Consider the following 442-nt stretch of genomic DNA (forward strand, 5'->3'; position numbering starts at 1 on the left):
CGCTGCAGGCGTCGGCAGTCGATATTTTTAATGGTGTGCCAGTGCAGACCGGTCAACTGTGCCACATGCTTAACCGGCAATAACCGGGTAAGAGATTCCACCCAGGTCGCTAACGAGGACGTGTAACGTTGCCGTTCAGGCACCCATGAGATGCGCTCGGTGACAATCCCGCAGCGGGAACAGCGCAGACGGCGAACGGGAAGCTGAAGTGTGACGCGCCAGTGAAGTAAATCGCGCTCACGAACCCGTCGCACAGAGACATCATGGACAGCACAGTCTCTGCAGCCACATCGACGGCAGGACGGCGCAAAACCGGGGTCAGGCCGGAGCGTAATAAGCAGAGCATCCGGTGCAGGATGAGTGAAGGAATCAACAGTGAAACCTTCCCAGAAGAGGGAAGAAAGATTAGCATTCATGGCAGACGGCGGTTGAGTGGCTGGTT

1 protein-coding gene is annotated in these 442 nt (G+C 56.8%); it reads right to left on the bottom strand.

Translation table 11 applies throughout. The features are described 5' to 3' along the window. The coding region (locus ACG0Z5_RS23985; RefSeq protein WP_394451690.1) for a helix-turn-helix domain-containing protein at window positions 1-254 on the bottom strand (254 nt) is incomplete at its 3' end. Window positions 255-442 lie beyond the last annotated feature (188 nt).

This window comes from Scandinavium sp. M-37 (assembly GCF_043558715.1).
Taxonomy (GTDB): domain Bacteria; phylum Pseudomonadota; class Gammaproteobacteria; order Enterobacterales; family Enterobacteriaceae; genus Scandinavium; species Scandinavium vulneris_A.